General features: G+C 74.6%; 15 protein-coding genes and 1 riboswitch. Of the genes, 4 read left to right on the forward strand and 11 right to left on the reverse strand.

Features of this window, described 5'->3' with window-relative positions:
* Window positions 1-291: 291 nt before the first annotated feature.
* Window positions 292-1,185, forward strand: coding sequence for a FadR/GntR family transcriptional regulator (locus AC6EXY_RS23705; RefSeq protein WP_243407501.1), 894 nt, complete (start codon window positions 292-294; stop codon window positions 1,183-1,185).
* 53 nt (window positions 1,186-1,238) lie between these two features.
* Here AC6EXY_RS23705 and cbiE read toward each other — a convergent pair whose 3' ends face one another.
* On the reverse strand, window positions 1,239-2,645 hold the full coding sequence (gene cbiE / locus AC6EXY_RS23710) for a precorrin-6y C5,15-methyltransferase (decarboxylating) subunit CbiE (protein ID WP_499816951.1): 1,407 nt from the start codon (window positions 2,643-2,645) through the stop codon (window positions 1,239-1,241).
* Window positions 2,646-2,922: 277 nt separating this feature from the next.
* Between cbiE and AC6EXY_RS23715 the strand changes: the two genes are divergently transcribed.
* The gene (locus tag AC6EXY_RS23715; protein WP_499816950.1) at window positions 2,923-4,353 is read left to right on the forward strand and encodes an acyl-CoA synthetase; all 1,431 of its coding nucleotides are present in this window, start codon (window positions 2,923-2,925) and stop codon (window positions 4,351-4,353) included.
* Here the strand turns inward: AC6EXY_RS23715 and AC6EXY_RS23720 are convergent.
* The 10 genes from AC6EXY_RS23720 to AC6EXY_RS23765 form a co-directional block, all read right to left on the reverse strand.
* On the reverse strand, window positions 4,322-6,154 hold the full coding sequence (locus AC6EXY_RS23720) for an ABC transporter ATP-binding protein (protein ID WP_499816949.1): 1,833 nt from the start codon (window positions 6,152-6,154) through the stop codon (window positions 4,322-4,324). The two genes, AC6EXY_RS23715 and AC6EXY_RS23720, sit on opposite strands and share 32 nt — an antisense overlap.
* Window positions 6,148-6,582 (reverse strand): lasso peptide biosynthesis B2 protein, encoded by a 435-nt coding sequence (locus AC6EXY_RS23725; protein ID WP_243407503.1) that lies wholly within the window; start codon window positions 6,580-6,582, stop codon window positions 6,148-6,150. The genes AC6EXY_RS23720 and AC6EXY_RS23725 overlap by 7 nt, the downstream gene beginning before the upstream one ends.
* Window positions 6,579-6,965, reverse strand: coding sequence for a lasso peptide biosynthesis PqqD family chaperone (locus AC6EXY_RS23730; RefSeq protein ID WP_101831832.1), 387 nt, complete (start codon window positions 6,963-6,965; stop codon window positions 6,579-6,581). The genes AC6EXY_RS23725 and AC6EXY_RS23730 overlap by 4 nt, the downstream gene beginning before the upstream one ends.
* A gap of 29 nt (window positions 6,966-6,994) precedes the next feature.
* A complete protein-coding gene (locus AC6EXY_RS23735) occupies window positions 6,995-8,857 on the reverse strand; it encodes an asparagine synthase-related protein (RefSeq protein WP_499816948.1) in 1,863 nt (620 codons plus the stop codon).
* Between the two features lie 15 nt (window positions 8,858-8,872).
* Window positions 8,873-9,061 (reverse strand): lasso RiPP family leader peptide-containing protein, encoded by a 189-nt coding sequence (locus AC6EXY_RS23740; RefSeq protein WP_101831834.1) that lies wholly within the window; start codon window positions 9,059-9,061, stop codon window positions 8,873-8,875.
* A gap of 90 nt (window positions 9,062-9,151) precedes the next feature.
* A complete protein-coding gene (locus AC6EXY_RS23745) occupies window positions 9,152-10,132 on the reverse strand; it encodes an AfsR/SARP family transcriptional regulator (RefSeq protein ID WP_243407506.1) in 981 nt (326 codons plus the stop codon).
* 224 nt (window positions 10,133-10,356) lie between these two features.
* Window positions 10,357-11,112, reverse strand: coding sequence for a peptidoglycan-binding protein (locus AC6EXY_RS23750; protein WP_499816947.1), 756 nt, complete (start codon window positions 11,110-11,112; stop codon window positions 10,357-10,359).
* A gap of 479 nt (window positions 11,113-11,591) precedes the next feature.
* Window positions 11,592-11,743, reverse strand: a riboswitch (cyclic di-AMP (ydaO/yuaA leader).
* 420 nt (window positions 11,744-12,163) lie between these two features.
* The gene (locus AC6EXY_RS23755; protein WP_499816946.1) at window positions 12,164-12,520 is read right to left on the reverse strand and encodes a four-helix bundle copper-binding protein; all 357 of its coding nucleotides are present in this window, start codon (window positions 12,518-12,520) and stop codon (window positions 12,164-12,166) included.
* A 284-nt stretch (window positions 12,521-12,804) separates the two neighbouring features.
* Entirely contained in the window at window positions 12,805-14,295 is a 1,491-nt protein-coding gene (locus AC6EXY_RS23760) for an amidohydrolase family protein (RefSeq protein WP_499842410.1), read from the reverse strand.
* Between the two features lie 167 nt (window positions 14,296-14,462).
* Window positions 14,463-14,609, reverse strand: a complete 147-nt coding sequence (locus AC6EXY_RS23765; protein WP_165818361.1) for a hypothetical protein — start codon at window positions 14,607-14,609, stop codon at window positions 14,463-14,465.
* A 282-nt stretch (window positions 14,610-14,891) separates the two neighbouring features.
* Between AC6EXY_RS23765 and AC6EXY_RS23770 the strand changes: the two genes are divergently transcribed.
* Window positions 14,892-15,380, forward strand: coding sequence for a DUF309 domain-containing protein (locus AC6EXY_RS23770; RefSeq protein WP_499816944.1), 489 nt, complete (start codon window positions 14,892-14,894; stop codon window positions 15,378-15,380).
* A gap of 264 nt (window positions 15,381-15,644) precedes the next feature.
* Window positions 15,645-16,838: a thiolase family protein gene (locus tag AC6EXY_RS23775; RefSeq protein ID WP_499816943.1), complete on the forward strand. Its 1,194-nt coding sequence runs from the start codon at window positions 15,645-15,647 to the stop codon at window positions 16,836-16,838.
* The last annotated feature ends 128 nt before the right edge of the window (window positions 16,839-16,966 follow it).

Below are 16,966 nucleotides of genomic sequence, written 5' to 3' on the forward strand. Positions count from 1 at the left end.
ATGGTATTGCACCTCGCACGAGACGGATATCACGCCGATCCGCCGCGTGCGTGTTCGCGCCAGAACCCCGCGTTTGGGCGCCACCTGGGACACATCTGCACCCTTGCGAACCAATCCACCGAAACACGTCTGTTAACATAAACACCCCACACAGTCCAACGATGCTCAACGATCGCCTTTCGGTGATCGCTGCGCGCCGCCGCAGGAGGACCGCTCATGGCCCGGCCAGCCGCCTCGGCGGCACTCCCCTCAGGCACCTCGCAGCCATCGCCCGCAGCGCCCGGCGGGCAGGTGGCAACCGAACCCGGCCGCAGGGCCGCGGGTGGTCGGGTCCCGGGCCTTCCCGGCAGTCCCGCACCGCTCACAGCTGGCCCCCTCGCCGTCACCGTCTCGCCCGTCGGGCGGCAGGTCCGCGTCCCGAAGACGGCCGAGCTCGTGGCGAGCCAGCTGCGGCGGCGCATCATCCGCGGCGAGCTGTCGGAGGGAGACGCGCTGCCCCCCGAGCCCACCCTCATGACGCAGTTCGGCGTGTCCAGGCCGACCCTGCGCGAGGCGTTCCGGGTGCTGGAGGCGGAGGCTCTGATCTCGGTGCGGCGCGGCGCGCACGGCGGCGCGCGGGTGCACGCGCCCAGTCCCAACGTGGCCGCGCGTTACGCCGGGCTGGTCCTCGAGCATCGCGGCGCCACTCTCGGTGACGTGCACCAGGCGAGCTCGGTGATCGAGCCGCCGTGCGCGGTTCTCCTCGCCGAGCGCGGCAGTCCCGACGATGTCGCCGCCTTGCGCGCGGTCCTCGCGGAGGGTGACAGCGTCGGGGAGGAGCCCGCCGCTCTCGCCGCCGCGCAGGCCGCGTTCCACCGTGCCGTGGTGGAGCTCACCGGCAACAAGTCCCTGTCCGTCCTGACCGGGATGTTGCAGCATCTCGTCGAACTGACCAGCGCCCCGCAGGGGCACGCGTCCATCGCCGCGAACATCCGGGAGGCTCCGGCCAGGTCGAGCGCGGGCGACGAGCCGCAGCGACGACCGCTCGGCCGGACGACACGGCTGGCCCACGCGACCCTGATCGACCTGATCGAACGCGGCGACGCCGCGGGCGCCGGCGAGCACTGGGGGCGGCATCTGGCAGCGCCCGGACACGCGGTGCCGGGCGGCCCGGCGGACGGCTGCGTCCTGGACCTTCTCGGCTGACCGGGAACCGCCTCGGCTGACCGGAACCGCGCCGGGCGGACGGCGTCGGCGGATCAGCTCTCACCGCGGCCCGCCGCATGCTCAGCGGGCCAGACGGTCCACTGGGTCACCGGCATCGCCGGGCGCCAGCCGGTGAAGCCCCCGACGGCACCCGCCCGGCTGACCGCGATCCGAACCAGGTCACCTCCCCGCCGGGCGTACCACGCGGCCAGCACGGCTTCGGCTTCCAGGGTCACGGCGTTGACCACGAGCCGTCCCCGCCCTCGCAGCGCGGCCCAGCAGGCGTCCAACACGCCCTGGCCGGTCACCCCGCCCCCGATGAAGACCGCGTCCGGAACCGGCAGCCCCGCCAGGGCGCCCGGCGCGCGCCCCACCACCACCCGCAGCGGCGCAACGCCGAGCGCGGCGGCGTTGCGCCGGATCCGGTCCGCGCGATCCGCCCGGACCTCCACCGCGATCGCGCGGCAGGACTCGTGGCTGCGCATCCACTCGATGGCGACGCTGCCCGACCCCGAGCCGACGTCCCAGAGCAGCTCGCCGGGGGCGGGCGCCAGCCGGGCCAGAGTCAGCGCCCGGATCTCCCGCTTCGTGATCTGGCCGTCGTGCTCGAAGACCTCCTCGGGCAGCCCGGGGGTCCGCGCTCGGTGACCCGACGGGTGGTCGGCACGCGGCTCGACGGCCACGACGTTGAGATCCGAGGGTGGACGCAACCCCGGGTCCGACGCGGGAACGCCGGCGACCCCGGCCTCCCGCCAGCCGGCGCGGGCCCGCGCCCAGTCGGCCGCCGTCGCCCACTGTCGCGCCTCGTCCGCCGCTCCGAGCCGGTCCAACACGGTCAGCTCACTGCCCGGGTAGCCCGCGTCGACGAGCAGATCCGCGAGGGCGCCGGGCGTGTCCCGGTCGGCACTGAGGACGAGCAGGCGGCGGCGGTCCGCCAGCACCGCCCGCACCCGCTCCAGGGGCCGGCCGACGGCACTCACGACGTCGACCTCCTCCCGCGCCCAGCCGAGCCTGGCGCACGCGAGCGACACCGACGACGGATGGGGCAGCACCCGAACCCGATCCGCGCCCAGCAGCCGGACCAGCGTGGTGCCGATCCCGTAGAACATCGGATCGCCGCTGGCCAGCACGCTCACCTCGGACGGCGACCGGGCGGCGCCGCCGGGCAGGCCGGCGGTCCCGGCCGGTGACGCCGAGGGCGCGGGATCGGCCCGCGCACCGACGTCGACGGGGAGAACCCCGTGCTCCGCCAGCAGGCCCGGCAGGGCCGGCAGCAGCGGCGAGGGCCAGGGGATCCGACGTCCCACGACCACGGCCGCGGCACCGGGCTCGGCAGGGGCACCGGGCTCGGGTAGGAGGTCGAGCTGACGGCGCGAACCGAGGATCACGCGCGCGGCGGCCAGCGCCCGCCTGGCCGCCGGGGAGAGCCCGTCCCAGCCGTCCGCGCCGATGCCGATCACCGTGACCGACGCGCCGCGGATCGCCCCCGCCGACGCCGCCTCTGACGGGGCCGCCGACGGGGCCGCCGAGCCGCTCGGGTGGTCCGGGACGGAGACGGATCCTGACCCGGCCTGTTCTGACTCTGACCCAGCCTGTTCTGACACAGCCTGCGAGGTTAGCCGTTGCGCGGCGAACCGGCCCGCCACGCCCGCCGGGACCGTACCGTCGTGGAGGCGGGACGGCGGCCCGCGGCAGGTGGCCGCCCCCGCCGCCACGACGCGGCGAGAGGACGAGCCTGTGACGCTGTTCCCCCCTCTGGACGTGGACCATGACGCGCCCGCGGTCACGGTGGGCGACACCGTGCTGTCGCGCGCGGAGCTGTTCGCCGCGGCGGGGGCGGTCGCCCGCCGGGTCTCGGGTGCGCGGATGGTCGCCGTGCGCGCCGACGCGTCGATGGCCAGCGTGGTCGCCGTGGTCGGCGCTCTGCTGGCCGGCGTTCCCGCGGTGCCGGTCCCGCCCGACTCCGGACCGCTCGAGCGCGCCCACATCCTGCGGGACTGCGCGGCCGAGCTGCTGCTGGGCGAGGCCGCCTGGCCGGATCTGACGATCCCCGTGGTTCCCGTCGATGTGGCCGAGCGCGCGCAGGCGCCAGCCGGGGCCGAGACCGGCGCCACCGGCCCCGAGGCGCCGCCGGCTCTGATCCTCTACACCTCGGGTACCACCGGAGCGCCGAAGGGCGTGATGGTGTCGGCCGCCGCGATCGCCGCCGACCTCGATGCCCTCGCCGGCGCCTGGGGCTGGACCGCCGAGGACGTTCTCGTGCACGGCCTGCCACTGTTCCACGTGCACGGCCTGGTCCTCGGCGTGCTGGGCGCGCTGCGGACCGGCAGCCGCCTGGTGCACACCGTCCGCCCGACCCCCGCCGCCTACGCGGGCGCGGGCGGCAGCCTCTACTTCGGGGTGCCGACCGTGTGGTCACGGGTGTGCGAGGACGAGCCCAGCGCGCGCGCTCTCGCGGGCGCCCGGCTGCTGGTCTCCGGCAGCGCGCCGCTGCCCGTCCCGGTCATCGAGCGCCTTCGCCGGCTGACCGGGGCGGCGCCCGTCGAGCGCTACGGGATGACCGAGACGCTGATCACCACCAGCGGCCGGGTGGATGGCGAGCGCCGCGCCGGCTGGGTCGGGCCGCCGCTGCCGGGCGTGGCCACCAGGCTGGTCGACGACGAGACCGGCGCGCCGGTGCCCAGCGACGGCGAGAGCGTCGGGGAGCTGCAGGTCCGCGCGCCCACCCTCTTCGACGGCTACCTCGGCCGCCCCGAGGCCACGGCCGCGTCGTTCACCGCGGACGGCTGGTTCCGCACCGGCGACGCCGCGGTGATCAGCGAGGACGGCCAGCACCGGATCGTCGGGCGCCGCTCCACCGACCTGATCAAGTCCGGCGGCTACCGGATCGGCGCGGGCGAGGTCGAGGCGGCGCTGCTCGCCCATCCCGCCGTGCGCGAGGCGGCCGTCGTCGGGGTGCCCGACGACGATCTCGGGCAGCGCATCACCGCCTTCGTCGTCGCTCCCGATCTCGCCGGCGCAGACGTCGACGGCGGCGACCTCGCCGGCTTCGTCGCCCGGGAGCTGTCCGTGCACAAGCGGCCGCGATCGATCCACTTCGTCGGTGAGCTGCCGCGCAACGCGATGGGCAAGGTCCTCAAGACCGCTCTGCGACCGCCGGCGCGCTGACGCCGTCGCCGGTGGGCGGGATCGGGCCACCGGCCAGGCGCCGGTAGAACGGGCTGGCTGTCAGCAGATCCTCGTGGGTGCCCTGCGCCAGCACCCGGCCCTGGTCGAGGACGATCAGCTGGTCGGCCGCGCGGACCGTGGAGATGCGGTGGGCGATCACGAGCAGGGCGCGCTCCTCGGCGATGCCACGCATCACCCTGGTCAGCGCCCGTTCGTGGACGGCGTCGAGCTGGGCGGTGGGCTCGTCGAGGAGCAGGACGGCCGGCTTCGGCAGCAGCGCCCGGGCGATGGCGACCCGCTGCCGCTCCCCACCGGACAGCAACACACCGTGGTCTCCGACCGGGGTGTGCAGGCCGCGGGGCAGCCGCTCCACGAGCTCGGTCAGGCCGGCGGCTGACAGGACCCAGTCGATGTCCCGCGCGGGCGCGTCCGGGGCGGCGTAGACGATGTTGTCCAGCAGGGTGCCGTGCAGCACCGGCGTGTTCTGCTCGACGAGGTTCACCCAGCCGCGGGCCTCCTGGCGCGACAGCGCGCACACGTCGCGGCCGGCGAACAGGATCTCCCCCTCGTCCGGCTCGTAGAACTGCTCGATCAGCTCCAGCACGGTCGACTTGCCCGCGCCGGACGGTCCCACCAGCGCGACCTGCCCGCGCGTCGGCACCTGGAAGGAGATGCCGCGAAGCACCGGGATGGTCGTGTAGGCGAAGGTGACGTCGCGGAACTCGACCGCGGGGCGCGGCCCCGTCCCGGCGTCGCGGGCGCGCGCGGACGACACGGCGTACCCGGCAGGCCGCGGACGCACCGGGGCTGCCGGGACCGTCCGCAGTGGGCCGCGCAGCGCGGCGCCGTCGGACTCCCGCGGCAGGGTGAACACCGCGTTCACCCTGGCCAGCGCCCCCAGGCCACGCTGGATGGTGGCCGCGGACTCGACCAGCTGGGACAGCGGCATGACGAGGTAGGTGGCGTACAGCAGGAACGCGACGAGGCTGCCGAGCGTCGCCGAGCCCCGGGCGACCAGCACGCCGCCGACCAGCAGGACGACGAGCACGCTGCCCTGCACGGCCAGCTGCATCGCGGGCGCGATGATCGAGTCGAGTTTCGCCATCCGGATGCCGGCCTGGTAGGCGGCGTCGGCGTGGGCGCCGATGCGCACGGCCTCCCGCCGCTCGGCCCGGTTCGCGCGCACGGTGCGCACCGCGGCGAGGGCGCGTTCCAGGTCGGCGGTCATCCCGCCGACGCTTGCCTGCCCGCGTTCCGACACGGCTCGGATGCGGCTCAGCGCGCCCAGCACCACCACGCCCGCGACCATGACCACCCCGAGGACCAGCAGGAACAGCCACGGGTTCAGCCACACCATCAGCGCGATCGCCCCGACCACGCCGATCAGGCTGGTGACCAGCGCGGTGAAGCTGTAGGCGACGGCCTCGCGCACCACGGTCGTGTCGGCGTTGGCACGCGAGATCAGGTCACCGATCCGGCGGGTGTCCACCACCCGGACGCGCAGCCGCAGCAGGTGGTCGATCAGCCGGTGCCGAAGGCCCAGCAGCACTCCCTGGCCGGTGCGCTCCAGCAGGTAGTGACCCGCGGTGTCGATCACCGCCTGGCCGACGAACAGGCCGAGCAGTGCTCCGATGAGCCACATCGGCACCCGGCCGTGCTGCGCGTTGTCGATCACCTTCATGACGAGCAGCGGCTGGAGCACACCGACGCCCGTACCGATCATGGTGAGGGAGGTCGCGGCGGCGACCGACCGGCGGTGACCGCGCAGCAGCGACCACAGCTCCCCGAGGCCCCTCACCATCGGACACGTCCTGGCCCCGCGCTGACCAGGGACCGCAGGTACCCGGGTGGCACGGACTCCCCCACCATGTCGCCCTCGGCCTCGACCCAGGCGTGGGCGGCGAACGGGGCGATGGTGCGCACGCCGACGCACCAGGTGGGCATCGTGCCGGCGCCGCGGCACAGCAGGGTGGTGGCGATCGACCGGGGCACGCATCCCCCGGCCCCCCGGCAGGTGAGGCTGACCGCCATGACGGCCTTGCGGGCGGCGAGCGCGGTGGGGTAGTCCGCCGGTCGGGCGCCGGCGGCGAGGCGCGTCAGCACCCGGCGGATCCGGGCCGGCGACTGGGTCGCGAGCAGCCGAGCCGCGCCCACGGCCGCCATCGCCCGGGCCCGGTCGACCGGACGCAGCACGACCTGTGGCTCCTCGACCGCCATGGGAGCGGTCACGGCCCGGCCTCCACCCGGGCCCGCGGGCCGCTCGCCTGCTCCGGCCCGGTCCCGCCCGTCTCCCGCGCCGGCCGGGCCACGCCCGGGGCGGTTCCCGCCTCCCGGTCGGGCGAGTAGTCCGCCGGCGCCGCCGGTTCGAGGAGGCCGACATCGGTGAGCTGCGCGAGCAGCCCCTCGACGTCACGCCGAGCGGCCTCCGGCTCGACCTCGGCGGACGAGCACAGCTCGCGCACCGCCGCCGCCGTGTCGCCGCCGGCCAACATCACCCGCAGGACCAGATCCGCCGTCGGGTTGAGCGTCCAGTACTGACCGTTGCCCGTGTGCAGGAGTACGGCTCCGTACTCCGTCGGCGCGCGCATGACGTCCGATCGCAATGCCACCATGATCCCTCCCGGTGTTCATGGCCGTTCGGTCAGCCGCGGCGGCGGCGCAGTGCGCGCAGCCACGCGTCGGTCGCGACCGTCGGTTGCAGGGCCTGCGCCCGGTGATCGGGGACGGGACCCCGCCGACACGCCTGTCTGAGCACGTCCGGTTCCACCAGGCCCAGCTCGGCCAGCGGCGAGTCGTCGCACAACCGCACGAGCACATCCCGGTTCGTGCGCAGCCCGCGATCCTCCTCCGCCGACGCGTCGGCCTTGGTCCGCCGGCGCAGGCACTCGGCCGGGACGACCTGGCGCATGGCCTCCTTGAGTAGCGGCTTGTACTCCCACGGCGAGCATCGCTCCTCCGGTCGTACGGCGAGCGCGGCGCGCACGACCCGGTCGTCGAGCAGCGGCGCGGCCAGGGGCGGACCCAGCTGGTCCGCGATCTGGTCGAGGGCCCGGAACGTCCCCGCTGCGGCGCGGATGGCGAACAGGTCCGCGTGCGCGCAGCGCGTGGGTGCCAGCGGGACGGCGCGGCGGGCCGCGTCCGCGAAGGCGTCCGCGAGCAGTTCCAGGGCGGTGTCGGTCAGCCAGCCGGGGACGACGGGCGGCGGCGTCCAGTCCAGCGCGGTCAGAAGGGGTGCGCGCCGACGGCCGTCCAGCTCTCCGCGCCGGGCGGCGGCGATGGTGCGCGCCATGCCGCGCAGGCAGTCCTGATAGCCGCGCGCCCGCATGCCGCGTGCGGTCGCGGCGAGCGGCCATCCCTGCTGGGCGCGGTGGCCGCGCAGGTGCCGCACCGCGGTCCAGGGCCTGCGGCGGGCGAGACCCGGCAGGTAGTTCGGCGATCCCCCGGCGATCTCGTCGCCACCGAACCCGGTCAGGTGGACGCGCGGGGTGTAGAGGGCGAGCCGCTCCAGGCCGGCACGCAGCTTCGCCCGGTCGACCAGCGCGATGGAGGGCCGGTCCAGCGATTCGTGGACGGCGGCGATGCCGTCGAAGACGAGGGGAAGAGCGGCCGAGGGCAGGATCTCCCGCGCGACGCCGGGCATCGCGGCGGCGGCCAGGGCGGCCCACTGTGCGTCGTCGTCCCCGGGATCGTGGGCGAGGCCCGTGAACGCGACGATCTCCGCCGGGCCTCTGGCGGCCAGCGCGCACACGGCGGTCGAGTCCAGCCCGCCCGACAGGTCGGCGCTGACGGTGTGCGCGCCCGCGACCCGAGCGGCCACCGCCTCGGCGAGCGCGGCCCGCAGGATCGGCGCGCCCTCGGCCATCGACCGCGCCGCGGCCGGGGCCCGCCACCAGCGCACCGCCTCGGCCCGCTCGTCGCGGCGCACGGCCAGGTAGTGGTCGGGCGGCAGCGCCTCGGCCGACGACCAGGGCATCACCTCGTCCAGCGGGTACGGCGGCGACGGGTCCAGCAGCGACAGGGCCAGCGCGGTCAGGTCCAGCCGGGCGCCGGCGAGCTCGGCGAGCACGTCGGCGCGGTCGGCCGCCACCGACTGGCCGCCGATCCGCACCGAGAAGATCCTTCGGGTGCCGGTCGCGCTGCCCTGGATTCGCCGCTGCCCGTCGATCACGGCCACCAGGTGGTAGTCACCCGCGACCTCGCGCGCGACGTCCAGGTCGTGCACGGTGCGGGCGGCGACCAGCAGGCGCAGCAGATGACTCGGGCTGGCGGTGGCGCACCCGACGAGGGCCAGGCGCGAACGTCCCGCCGCCGCGACGACCATGGCGTCGTCGGGCCAGTCGCCCACCAGCCAGGGCCGGCCGGAGGGATGGCGCAGGACACGCCGCACGCCAGCCGGCACCACCACCGGATCCCGGTCGGCCAGGACGACGAACCAGCAGCTGGGGCGGGGCAGGCGCGCCGATCGCTCGGCCGTGGCATGCCGGGCGGAGATCGCCGTGGTCACCGCGGGCTCGGCCGGTCAGACGATGAATCCGCCGGCGACGAATCCACCATCACCGGGGCCGCCGCCGACAACGCCACCGTAGCCAGGCCCGCCCCAGCCGAACCGACGGTGGAAGTAGTCATGGCCCCAGCCCCAGCGACCGCGGGTCACGTCGGAGAATCGGCCTGCCTGCGCCAGCCGCGGCGGCTCGTACATCGCCATCATGGGTTCGTCCCTCCTCGGGTGGGTCCGTCGGCCGGGGCAGGGGACGACCCGATGCGCGGAGTTGATACCCGGCGTGGGTTCAGCGTGGGTTCACCGGCTGTGCGCGTCCGCGGGTCCGGAGCGGGCTCCGGGACAGTCCGGTTCCGCCTCCAGCACATGCTGGTGGACGCGGCGCAGCGCGACGCCGGGCTCGATGCCGAAGTCCGCCACGAGGCGTCGATGGAGGGTGCGGTACTCGCTGAGCGCCTCGGCCCGGCGGCCGCTGCGCTCCAGCGCGACGAGCAGCTGCGCCCACAGCCGCTCGCGGGTCGGGAACTCGAGGGTGAACGCGCGCAGCACGGGCAGCACCTCGTCGAACTCGCCGAGCGCGAGCCGCGCGTCGATGAGGTCCTCGTGCACCGCCCACCGGGATTCCTCCAGGCGCAGGCTTTCGGTTCCGGCCACCTCGGCGGGCAGCTCGTCGAACGCGTCGCCCCGCCACCAGCCGAGGGCTCGTTCGAACAGGCCCACCGCGCGGCGCGGCGATCCGTCCCGGACCGCGGCGCGGCCTCGCTCGACATCCTGCTCGAACCGGACGAGGTCGATCTCGTCGGGCTGGACGATCAGGCGGTAGTGGCCGGGCCGGCTCTCGATTCGTCCCGGTCCCACCGGCCGGAACAGCACCCCCGAACCAGGGCCGACTGCCGCCACGTGCCGACGGTCCGCGGGGGCGCCGGGCGGTGGGGGCAGCGTGTGGCGCAGCTCCGAGAGGTAGGTCTTGATGTTCCCGAGCGCCGAGCGCGGCGGCGAGTCCTGCCACAGCGCCAGCCGCATCTCCTCGATGGACGTCCAGCGGTCCGCGTGCAGCAGCAGCGTCAGCAGCAGCGCCCTCTTCTTGCGTTGGTCGATGCGCACCTGGTCCCCTGACGGACGCCAGACCTCCAGCGGCCCCAGCACGGCGAACAGCGCGCCGGGCCCGCGCCAGCGGGTGGCGGAGCCGCCCCACGACGAGGGCTCCACGACGGACATGCCGGGAACCCGAGGTCCGCACCGGATGGCCAGATCCGGCACGGTCGCGCGCTCGTCGACCATGATGATCCTTGTCGGTCGGAGATCCTCAGCAGACGGAGAATCTTTCCCGGGCGGACCCCGTACTCGTCTGCCTGCGGGGACCGGCGGCCCAGGTGGGCCGGTGCAGGGAATACCCCGGGCGGCGCGCGGGTAGTCCTGCCATGCGTCGGACACGCGACGGCGCCGCCCATGGGTCGGGAACACCCACGGGCGGCGCCGTGACACGCACCGCCGTCGGCCTGGCGCTAAAGCCCGAGGCTCGCGCTGGTCTGCGGCCCGACCACACCGTCCACCAGCAGCCCATGCTTGAGCTGGTAGTCCCTCACCATGTGGTTCGTCTGGTAGCCGAACTGCCCGTCGACCTGGATCGGGTAACCGAGGTCCGCGAGCTTCTGCTGGATGCGCCGGACGTCGTCGCGATAGCCCAGCCCGCTGACCAGCGACGGGTAGCCGGCGGCCTTCGCGACCGGCGCGGCGACCGGCGCGGCGACCGGCGCGGCTGTGTAGGAGATGGTGCGGATGGCCGCGCCGCCGCCCACCGCGCTCGCGGCCGCCTGACCGCGCGCGGTGAAGCGGGTGTACATGCCGTTGGTCCAGGTGCTCCAGGCGCGGACGCCCTGACTGGAGCAGACCTGCTTGGCCGCCCAGGCGTTGGTGGCCGGGTCGTAGAGGTTGCGTGAGCCCACCCAGCCGGCGTGCGCCCGCATGTTGATCTGCCAGAGGCCGCGGGAGTCCTCGCCCGCGGTGGCGTGCGCGAAGGTGTTCCCACCGGACTCGGCGAGGGCCACGGCCACCCAGGTCGACAGCGGCACCCCGCTGCATCCGGACAGGCCGGCGTTCGCGGCCACCTGGGCGATCGTCACGTCGGACACCGCGCCGGTGGCAGCGCTCGCGGGACCCGCCGTGGCGAGCATGCTGACGCCCGCGCCGAGCACGCCGGCCGCGGCAATGGTGGCGCCCCGGCGCCGCGCCGCGCGCTTACGATGCTTTCCCTTAGCCATTCTTTGACATCTCTTTCGGTGTCGGCAAGCGCAGATACGGGAGTTCAATGGCCGTCGAAGATGCGGCCAAAAATGAGCACGGAAATTTAGGGGCAGCACGGACTAATTAATGTCGGTGAGCCCTGTTCAGGTGCATGAGGAAAGCAGTCGATACCGAGCGGCGCGGTCGGACACGGTCAGGGATCACGCCCCGGCATGAACGGCGATCAGGTCAGGAGGAATGACCAGTTCACCGGGCCACCGCCTCAGCGGCGGCGCGCGGCGACGAGAACGGCACGGCAGGACCTAGGGCAGGCCGCGAAAACCGTGCGAGAACGATGGGACGGCGGCGAGCGATCGGCGACCACCACCCGTCGCCCCGTCAGGACGTGGGCAGCTCCCACCAGGCCCGTCGCGGACCGTAGAAGGCGCCGACCGATCTGGCGACCCGCTTGGCCGGGCCGGCCGGCCGGAGGAGTTCCCGAGGCACAGGCAACGTGGAGTCCTTCCCGTACGCCTGCGAGGTTAGCTGTCGGGTGCGGGCCGGGAAGCCCGGTCGCCTGCGTGCAGACGACTTAACCCCAAGGGCGATCGTGACGGGACCGCCCGGCGGAACCTGGTTCCCCCGCTTCTGCCCCAGCTGTCTCGGAGGGACCCCGGGCCGGGGGCAGAACTCGGCGTCAGCCCGGAGCAACGTGTGCCCGGCAACCGTAGCGAACTACCCTGGGTAGTTACAAGTACTTGTTCCGTGCGAAACCACGGACACACCCATGACGCTGCGTGCATTTCGCTGCAATGTCGCAACTCTCAGACATCACCCGAAGCATCGTGTACGACGCACATCACCGCTCATGTCCGACTCGTGCCCGACCTGGGCGGACCTGGACGTCAACGCGGACCAGATCGGAGTGAGCGGCGGAAGCGATCGCACAGTCACCGCACGCGCCAGGGCGGTCGCGTTCGGCTCGGGCGACGGGTTCGCCCCGGCGTCACGCGCCGGGGCGAACCGCAGGGACCGGGTGCCGGCCTCAGCGCGGCATCCCGGAGGCGCCGGCCTGCTGCCTGACCGGTGTCAGGCCGCCGCGCCGGCCATCGCCGCGCAGCTGTCCAGGCAGGACCGGCAGGCGCGGGCGAGGCGGGCGAGCTGGGCGTCGCGCGGCATCCGCTCGCACATCTCGGCGCAGGCGCCGCACACCCGCACGCACATCGCGCACATGCCCCCGTGGAAGGGCGACATGCGGCACATCATGTCCGCGCAGGTCCGGGTGACCGCCGCGCAGTCCATCATCAGCCGCATGTCGTCGGCGCTCATCATGCTGCCCGGCATGTCCATACAGTAGGAGATGGTCTCCTCACACAATGCCGAGCAGGACATGCACTCCTCGATTGCCCTGCGCATCTTTTCGGTGATGGTTTCGGCGTGCTGCACAGCAAACACCTCCGGTCGGTGGACGGCGTCCTTGACGCCACCTCGAGGCCCCGACGGGCAACGACACCGACCCGACCGGGGCCCCTCCGACAATAGCTCCGACGAACAGACGCGCATCTCGGCCGCCCTCCGGAGCCCGCCGCCCGACTCCTCGAAGACGCCCGAAAACATCACCCTCCGACCTCCCGCAATGCATTCCGGAATCCTGGAGGGAATCACCTCCCGAGTTTCGGGTTCTGGATACCGGCGACAGGTCGGGACTGTTCCCACCGATGGCGTACGGGTCAGGGTGAGGTCCGATGGCTGGTCTGCCCGGCGGCCGGCGTTCGCGCGCCCGCGGCGGGCGCCGCGGACCAGACGGGCGAGCCGGGCGGAACGAGCTCGGCGGGCAGCCGCGGATGTGCCAGCACCGCCCGGCCGCCCACGAAGACGCCGCGCACGGCATCCGGCCTGGTGAACAACTCCAGGTCGGCCGGATCCTCGTCCAGCAGGATCGCGTCGAGGACATAGCCGGTCTCGATGCGTCCGAGCCGGTCGCCGACGCCGCACAGTCGTGCTCCGTTCGCGGTCGCGGCGAGCAGGGCCTCGGGTGGGGTCAGGCCGGCGCGGCGCAGATGGGTGATCTCGGCGAGGTTGCCGCCGTGGCGGCTGTGGTGCCGGGCGTCGCTGCCCAGCGCGATGGACACACCCGCCGCGCGGGCGACGGCGATGGTCTCGGCCAGCGCGGCGGCGGTGGCCTCGGCTCGTTCGACCGCCCAGCCGGGTAGCACGCCGGTGCCGGCGAGCGCGGCGAGGTCGAGGTAGGCGCTCAGGGTGGGCACCAGGGTCACGCCCCGCGCGGCCATCGCCGCGCCGGCCCGCTCCCCCAGGCCGATCCCGTGCTCGATCGACCGGGCGCCCGCGGCGGCCGCCGTCTCCACCGCCCGATCACCGAGCGCGTGCATCATCACCGGCCTGCGGTAGCGGGCCGCCTCGGCGACGGCCTCGGTCAGCTGGGCCCGGGTGAAAGGCAGGTCAGGCGCGGACCCGCCGCGCACCGGCGGTGCCGACAGCACGCCGCCGCTGGCATGGATCAGCACCCAGTCGGCGCCGGCGCGCAGGACCCCACGCACCGCGGTGGGCAGGTCGCCGGCCGCGGTGACGGTGTGCGCCGGGCGCCCCGGGTACTCCGGCCCGAGCACCTCCTGCGCGGATTCCAGGCCGGGGCCGAGGAGCGCGCCGTCGCCGTGGCGCCCGGTCCGACTGAGCGGCACGACGCAGACCGTGAGGCGGGGACCCGGGACGACCCCGGCGAACAGCGCGTCACGCAGGCCGGCGTCGGCACCGCCGGCGTCGCGCAGGCCGGTGACACCGGCGTGCACCGCGGCCCGCAGCGCGCCGGCGCTGGCCAGGTAGCGCCCGGACAGCGGGGTCGTCATCAGCTCGAGTGGATCATAGGTGGACTGGGTCACGTGGGCGTGGCAGTCCACCACGCCCGGCATCAGCCACAGCCCCCGGGCATCGACGTCGACGGCGGACCGGTCGAGCGCCAGCCCCGGCCCGATCGCCTGGATGACGCCGGCGCGCACGGCGACGTCGACGGGCGCGCCGAAGCGGCCCCGGCGGTCGAGGACGTGCGCCTCACGCAGGGTGAAGTCGGCGAGCCCGGCGGTGCGGCGCTCCGGCTGGGCCACCTGGCCGCCGTCGCCGGCGGCCCCCCGGGTGGGCGACGGCGCGGGCGGCACCGGACGGTCGGGGCCGGGCGGTCCACCGGATGGTGCGAGGGGATCGTTCATGGCGGGTGCCGTTCCTGCCGAAGTCGACGACCTTCCCCACGGCCGCGGCATGTCCGCCCCGCGCCGGGCGCGTGCCCGGTCCGGCGGGAGCGGCCCGCGTCGCGCTGGCCGGTGATCCGCGCCGGAGGTCCGGCGCGGCCGAGGAAAGGTCCGGAATGCCGCGGTCGTCAGCGCGGACAGGCCGTCGCGCTGACCCGGCAGGTGTCGATATGCCGACGATGGGTGAGCACGCGGCGCTCGCCGCGCACGCCCGTCCGGCCGGCCCGCGAAGCCGGGCCCGGCGAGTTCTCGCCCGTCCACCCCTCGCGGGACATCGCAGCCTCCCCGGCCTCGACCGGCACCGGGGCGGCCGATGGCCGTCCGCCGCGGTCGGCGTCGTCAGGCCACCACCGTAACCAGCGCCCGGGAGTGACGCAAAGGAACCGCGGGGCCGCCGAATGACACCGTCAGCGATCGACGACACCCGACCACCTGATCGACAGTGCCCGGTCGGTGACCCGATCGCCGATCCCACGGGCAGGCCGGCGCGGGCCGACGCCGGCCAACTGGATCACTGCGCGTGACAGATGCGCCGCCTCCTGGTCACACTAGCGACGATGACCACATCACCACATCCCCGGCGGCCCGAGGCCCGGCCGCGGCCCGGTGCCGAACGCCCCCGCGACGCGCTCGGGCGACCGCTGCCCTTCGGGGCGAAGGGTGTGGTGCCGCTGGACCTGCCCGCCGTGCTGCCGCCGCCGGCCGCGCTCGCCGCCGCCCAGCACCTGCTCGACACCGGTCGGCCGTTCCAGGCGCACGAGGTGCTGGAGGCCGCGTGGAAGTCGGCGGACGCGCGGGACCGCGGGCTGTGGCGCGCGCTGACCCAGCTCGCCGTCGGCATCACCCATCTGGCCCGGGGCAACACCTGCGGCGGCATCGCGGTCCTCACCCGCGCCGGCGAGGGGCTCGCCCCCTACGCCGCACGCCCGCCGTACGAGGTGGACGTGGCCGGCCTGCGCCGCTGGATCGACCGCCGCGTCGCCGAGGCGGCGAGCCCGGGCTGGGCGCAGTCGCCGCCGCCACGCCCGCCCCGGCTCCTCGGCTGACGCCCACCGCCGACGATGCCCACACGCGACGACGCCCACGCGCGACGATGCCCACGCGCGGCGATGGTGGCGGGCGACGACGGTGGCGGGCGACGATGTTGGAATGCGCGTTCCCCGCGACTTGTTGCCCCGTCAAGAGCGGGCTCGTAGCGTCAGGCCGGACGATCGTGGGGGTGCGGCCGTCGGAGCACGCCACGCAGTACCGAAGCGACACGAGCGGGGCGACGGAGTGATCCGGCGGCCCTGGTGACGAGGGAGATTCCCATGGCAGACGCAGTCATCGTCGACGCGGTCCGCACGGCGTCGGGCCGGGGCAAGCCGGGTGGGGCCCTGTCCGGGGTGCACCCCGTGGAGCTGCTGGCCACCGTCCTCGGCCAGCTCGTCAGCCGCAACGACCTCGACCCGGCCCTGGTCGACGATGTGATCACCGGATGTGTGAGCCAGGCGGGCGAGCAGTCCGCCAACATCGGCCGGACAGCCGTGCTGTCCGCGGGCTTCCCCGAGTCGGTCCCCGCGACGACGATCGACCGCCAGTGCGGCTCGAGCCAGCAGGCCGCGCACTTCGCCGCGCAGGGCGTGCTCGCCGGCGCCTACGACATCGTCATCGCCTGCGGTGTCGAGTCGATGAGCCGGGTGCCGATGGGCTTCTCCACCGCCGGCCAGGACCCGAACGGCCCGAGCATCCGCGCCCGTTACCCGGAGGGCCTGGCCAACCAGGGCATCGGCGCCGAGCTGATCGCCGCGCGGTGGAAGTTCACCCGCGACGAGCTGGACGCCTTCTCCGCGCGGTCGCACGAGCTCGCCGCCGCCGCGGCGCGGGCCGGCGACTTCGCCGGGGAGATCGTCCCGGTGGAGATCACGCTGCCCGACGGCACGACCGCGACCCACCTGGTCGACGAGACCGTGCGGCCCGCGACGACCTTCGAGGCCCTGAGCAAACTGCGGCCGTCCTTCCACACCGAGCAGTGGGCCGCCCGGTTCCCGGAGATCGGCTGGCACATCACCGCGGGCAACTCCTCGCCGCTCACCGACGGCGCCTCCGCGGTGCTCATCATGAGTGCCGAGCGGGCGAACGAGCTCGGCCTGCGCCCGCGGGCCCGCTTCCACAGCTTCGCCGTGGCCGGCGACGACCCGCTGCTGATGCTGACCGCGCCGATCCCGGCGACCCGCAAGGTCCTGGCCCGGGCCGGTCTGACCATCGATGACATGGACGCCTACGAGGTCAACGAGGCGTTCGCGCCGGTGCCGCTGGCCTGGGCGCGCGACACTGGGGCCGACCCCGCGAGGCTCAACCCGCGGGGTGGGGCGATCGCCCTCGGGCACGCCCTCGGCGGCTCCGGCACCCGGCTGCTCACCACGCTGGTCAACCACCTGGAGGCCACCGGCGGCCGCTACGGCCTGCAGACGATGTGCGAGGGCGGGGGCATGGCCAACGCCACCGTCATCGAGCGGCTCTGACGCCCGTCTTCCGCACATGGGGCTTTGATGCGTTGACGGGCCCGTATGTCGATCATGGTGGGCGGGTTGGGTCGACGCCGAGGATGTCGAGGAGGTGCTGGTGCAGGTGTGGTGGGCGCGGGATGTAG

Source organism: Frankia sp. RB5 (genome assembly GCF_059816245.1).